The sequence below is a fragment of the Mesonia oceanica genome (genome assembly GCF_902499555.1).
Classification (GTDB): Bacteria; Bacteroidota; Bacteroidia; order Flavobacteriales; family Flavobacteriaceae; genus Mesonia; species Mesonia oceanica.
Genome location: NZ_CABVMM010000028.1, coordinates 1 through 5,540, shown reverse-complemented (window position 1 = coordinate 5,540; position 5,540 = coordinate 1). Strand labels below are relative to the sequence as shown.

The 5,540-nt window shown below is 40.5% G+C and carries 4 protein-coding genes; 3 read left to right on the top strand and 1 reads right to left on the bottom strand.

Features of this window, described 5'->3' with window-relative positions; genetic code table 11:
• Positions 1–1,881 (bottom strand): DUF4347 domain-containing protein (locus FVB9532_RS19005; protein WP_150546764.1); only part of this gene is annotated, 1,881 nt, incomplete at its 3' end.
• Between the two features lie 822 nt (positions 1,882–2,703).
• Between FVB9532_RS19005 and FVB9532_RS19000 the strand changes: the two genes are divergently transcribed.
• From FVB9532_RS19000 to FVB9532_RS18990, 3 genes are all read left to right on the top strand, one after another.
• Positions 2,704–3,423: a phage tail-like protein gene (locus FVB9532_RS19000; protein ID WP_150546763.1), complete on the top strand. Its 720-nt coding sequence runs from the start codon at positions 2,704–2,706 to the stop codon at positions 3,421–3,423.
• Between the two features lie 332 nt (positions 3,424–3,755).
• Positions 3,756–4,508: a phage tail-like protein gene (locus FVB9532_RS18995; RefSeq protein WP_150546762.1), complete on the top strand. Its 753-nt coding sequence runs from the start codon at positions 3,756–3,758 to the stop codon at positions 4,506–4,508.
• A gap of 399 nt (positions 4,509–4,907) precedes the next feature.
• Positions 4,908–5,540, top strand: a 633-nt coding sequence (locus tag FVB9532_RS18990) for a LytR/AlgR family response regulator transcription factor (RefSeq protein ID WP_150546761.1), incomplete at its 3' end; no start/stop codon positions are given.

Here is a 5,540-nt window from a genome sequence, read left to right as displayed (position 1 = left end):
GCCGCCCGTCACGGTTACCAGGGTATCGCTGACCGTTATGTTGGTCAGCGTCGCATTCCCCGTGTTCTCTACCGTAAAGGTATAATCGATCGTCTCGCCAGCCTGGGCAAAGCCGTCACCGTTCGCATCGTTGAAACTGCCGGTTTTTATTAAGGCTATGGCCGCCTCCAACAGCTGCAGCTGCGCACTTCTTGTTTCTTTTATACATGCGTTATCATCATGGGTCACCACCACGTAATATTCGTTGCCATAAAGGCCCGAAGTATCACTGATGTCCAAGGTATCTGTGGTAACACCACTATAGACGTCTGCATTACTAAGCTGCGTGCCCCCGTTATCAGGGTCCCCTAAATACCATTGGTAATTAAGCCCCCCATCGGCGTTGCCGGGGTCGTTGTAGTCAGGGTTGGTATTGGGCGCTGTACCGGTATAGCTGGTGGTCTCATCACCACGGGCCGTTATGCTAAAGCTTGCCGGATCACCAGAGTCTACCACCTGATCATCGGGATCGGAAGTAATTACGGTCTGGGTTGCCAATCGGCTTGTACCCACTGCCTGTGGGGAATCCGTTATGATGGGCACCCCATTACTATCTACCCCGCCAATGAGCCTATTATTGGCATCCAGGTCAGCTGCTGTAAAAGCAGCTCCACCCTCGATGGCATCCGGGCAACCGTCATTGTCTGAATCTGTATCTAAACTATTAACAATACCATCACCATCAGTGTCAATACAACCTTGAATTATTTGTATGCGGACATCATCAATCAAATTTCCAGCAGCGGGGGATCCAGTTGCTGTAGAAATAGCCTGAAAACCAATAACTAATGTTGTTTGACCCTCAGGAATTACATAAGTTCCCGAATAGGAGCCCCAAGCCGTATTACCATCAGTAAGCGTGGCCGCAGGAGCAGATGCAATTGCATCTGCTAAAGTTTCGCCAAATTTAACTGCTGCTACATCTACACCCATTCTCCCTCTATGTTGTATAGCCCAATTGACTGTTCCCGATCGACCGTTCAAACAAAAGCTTTGATACAAGGTACCATTTGAATAAGCATTTATCTCTACAAACTGATTTCCTTCAGCTGCCGGCACACCAAGATATCCATCGCCCCAAATTTCAATTGAATTATTGACATCGGTTGTTTCCCAGCCGGGAACTTGATCAGCAGGCGTCTGAGCATATGTCCCTGTCCCTGAAGGAATGACAGGGCTTTCAAAACCACCGTTTACAAATGGATCTGCACAAAAACCACACTCAACACTATCCAAAATCCCGTCATTATCATTATCTAAATCAACTTCATCTGGTATACCATCCCCATCACAATCTCCATCTGGCCCTGTACATTGTAAGTTATAGGCATAAGTATCAATAACAAGGTTTTTGTTCCCTACCTCTAACACCCAATCCCCATCTTTACCGGTGATATTGGTAGAGGCGGCAATGCAAATGCCCAGTTCGTCTTTAAGGTATTGAACGGCAGCCCGGCCTTTTTCGCCCTGGGCAAAATTACAGCCGTAGATGTTCAGCTGCGTCTTACCCTGCAACAGCCTGTTTTCTTGCAGCCAGTCTTTGAGTGCCGGGGCATCCAGCCAATTGCCCGCTATCAGCAGGGCTCCGGGGCGCCCGTGTGAAAAGAGCTCAAATATCGCTTCGTCCTTGGGCAGGGCCGCGGCAAGCAGCTCGGGTTCGGGCAAGGAGGCGTCTATAAAATACTGCCCGGCAACTTCTTCCCCGGAACAGGGTGTGTTATCGCCTGTAGCGTAGGATGAAATCCCACAAAGCAGCAAAAAGAACACTACAAAAAACGTATTGATCTTTATTGTATTACTGCCCGGCCTTGATGTAAATGTGTTTGTGTACTTGTGTTCCATACAGATTTAGTTTATAATCAACCTATGATTGTCTTTAGTATTTATATATATTTTGCAGCACAGCTAAAAAGGCTATGCGGCAAAAGCATTTGATCTTTAAATATCTTGTTTTACCAAAGGCACAGCTCCCTTAGGAGCTTGTTTACCCACAAAAAACAGGAGCAACTTCCTATTCTTTGTGGGTAACTACCGTTGTTAATACAAGAATTTCATCTTATCTTCCTTTTTTTATAAAAAAGGAAAGAAGGTTGTAGGCGTTTTAATTATTTATATCCTTACCTTAATTCAACTGAAAACTATGGCATTGACCCCCCTCACTTCTCCTTAATTTATATGGTAAAAGTAAAACAGCATGCTGAAGAAAATTTTTAAGTGTAAGGAACGGGAATATATCGATCATACAACTATTTAAAAAACAGCTATTTATAAAACAAAGGGTTGTTTTGCTTGTAACTAACGGAAACGGCCCCAAGTGTTATCGTTATACGCATTTTCTTTAGGAAGGGAATAGAAAAAACCGCTACCACATAGCCCAAGGGTGCTTTGTCCGTTAGTTACAAAGCTTTCAAGCTTTACCGCTAAAACCACCTCAAGGTTTTTTCAAAAAAAACAAACACTAAGAATTTGTTTTTCAACACTTTAAATGATTTGTTTTTTAAAATAACCCCATTTTCGCTATTGCTGCAAAGAACAGGGCAACCACCGTTCATCACAATGGCAGCAGGTAGCCGTTGATGATTTGGTATTTTTGATTACCAAACTATGTTGGCTAAATAAAAATACACCTAGAAAATGATCACCAGAGCCTTTATCTTGATTTTGTTGCTACTCCCGAACTTTGTTGTTGCCCAAATTGGTATTGGCACCGCCGACCCCGATAGTTCTTCGCTCTTAGAGCTACAATCCAACAATAGGGGTTTTTTGCTACCGCGGGTGGCGCTTACCGATGTTACGGACACTTCTACCATCCCTTCTCCCGCAGATGGTTTGATGGTTTATAACCTGTCTTCAAATTGTAGTTTAGCTCCAGGGCTATATCTGTTTGACGGCTCAAGTTGGAGAAAAATCAAATATCAGAACAACATTACTTACGCTAGATTGATAAAAAACCATATTGGAATTGACAATGTAACTTTTTCGTATATCAACTCAACCTACCATTTGGCTCCTTTTAGCTCCCTGTTTGATGGTGAGGACAATGTTCAGGACTCTAGTTTTCATGCAAAGCGCGACGGAAACCCCTCGGGCGACTGGGGCTTTAAAATAAGCTTACCAAAGGCCTACTTTATAACCAGCTTCATACTGGACGGACGCGATGACTGTTGTACGGACCGGATTGTTAACGTTGAGATCAAGCTCTATAGATGTGGCTCCTTAAAATATACCTCCCCGGCAATTACCTCGGCAACTACAGCAGATAATATTGTAAATATACCCGACATCTATGCAGATGAAATTAGGCTGGTAATACCCAATGGTGAAGATTCTGGAGATGGTAGCGACTATATTAATTTTTCTGAGTTATCGGTGATGGCCTATTAACAAAACTTCTCTATCAAAATTTAAAAACAAAAAGGCTTTGCTGTTTTGGAAAAAAACGTATTAAAGCATCATCCAAGGGCGACCCTACCCGTTAGTTACAAAGCTTTCAAAACCCAATATTACAATCAACTTAACTATTTTTCAAAAAAACAACAATTTAACTTTTTGTTTTTCAGCACTTTAAATAGTTCAGCTTTTAACATAGCCCCTATTGGATTATTGCAGCAAAGAATGGAGCAACCACCGTTCGTCACAATAACAACAGGTAGCCGTCGATGATTTGGTATTTTTGATTATCAAACTATGTTGGCTAATTAAAATACATTTAGAAAATGATCACCAGGACCTTTATCTTGATTTTGCTGCTACTCCCGAACTTTGTTGTTGCCCAAGTTGGGATTGGCACCGTTAACCCAGATAGTTCTTCGATCTTAGAACTAAAATCCAACAATAGCGGTTTTTTACTACCGCGGGTGGCCCTTACCGATGTTACAGACACCTCGACCATCCCTTCTCCCGCAAAAGGTTTGATGGTTTACAACCTCTCTTCAAATTGCGATTTAGCTCCAGGGCTATACCTATTTGACGGCTCAATTTGGAGAAAAATTCAATATAATGACAGCCTCCTTTACGCTAGATTGATAAAAGACCATATTGGAATTGACAATGTAACTTTTTCGTACATCAACTCTACCTACCATTTGTCTCCTTTTAGCTCGCTGTTTGATGGGGTGGACAATGTTCAGGACTCTAGTTTTTATACAAAGCGTGACGGAAACCCCTCGGGCGACTGGGGCTTTAAAATAAACTTGCCAAAGGCCTATTTTATAACCCGCTTTATACTGGACGGACGCAATGACTGTTGCACAGACCGAATTGTTAACGTTAAGATCAAGCTCTATAGATGTGGCTCCTTAAAATATACCTCCCCGGCAATTACCTCGGCAACTACAGGTGATAATATTGTAAACATACCCGACATCTATGCAGATGAAATTAGGCTGGTAATACCCAATGGTGGGGATTCTGGCGACGGTAGCGACTATATTAATTTTTCTGAGTTATCGGTGCTAGCCTATCAATAAAAAGAGGGCACAAAGCTCTGCTTCTCTATCAAGATCTAACAAGAAAAAAGGCTTGCTGTTTTGGATAAAAAACTCACTAAAAAAAGAGTTGTTACCTAGCATAAACCTATTGCCCTAAAAAAACCATCCCTTACAAGGCTTTAAAAATTCTCCTCCAAAACCATCCCTAAGCTGTTTTAAATAGCTCTCAAAAAAAGCTTTAAATACCAATCAATAAGGTATTTAAAGCTTTTTTTATTTCTACAAAACCATTAAAATAGTTTATTCGTAAATTTATATGGATAAAACTCTGAGGCCATGGCGAATATGGAACCATAGTTAACGTTAAAATTATTACTAATTTATAATTTATTTCTTTACTTACGCAACCAATAACTTTTGAATGATTCAAATATTATTATGGAACAACAACTATCGTCTATATTAATCGACAATGAAAGCGATAATTTAAATTTGTTAAATGAATATATTGAGACCTACTGTGATGACTATATAAAAGTAATAGGTACTTCCACAAAATTTGAAGATGCGGTAAGGTTAATTAATCAAAAAAAACCGGATCTCCTATTTTTAGATATCGAACTAGACCAAGGAACGGGTTTTGATTTGCTCTTAAAAATTGACCCTTATGATTATGTTGTTATTTTCGTTTCTGCCTATGATGGATATATCCTAGAGTCTTTTAAATATAATACGGCTTCTTTCCTGATAAAACCAATAAATATTGAAGACTTAAAATTTGCTTGCAGCAAAGTGTTTAAACAAATTAAAGCAAAAAGGTTTACTAACCTAGAACAGATTAAAAGTTTAATTAGTTCTATAAATGTAAATGATCATAGCAGAGAAGGGGTAATAGGAATCATGACTATTCCGGGGGTTTACTCTACCAAATTTATTCGTACGGAGACTATTGAGTATTGTCGTGCAGATGGGAGGTATACCGAATTTTATTTAACCGATGGGACAACGCTGGTTTCTTGCAAAAATATTGGAGACTATGAAAAGCTTCTTCCTTCCAATGTTTTTTTTAGG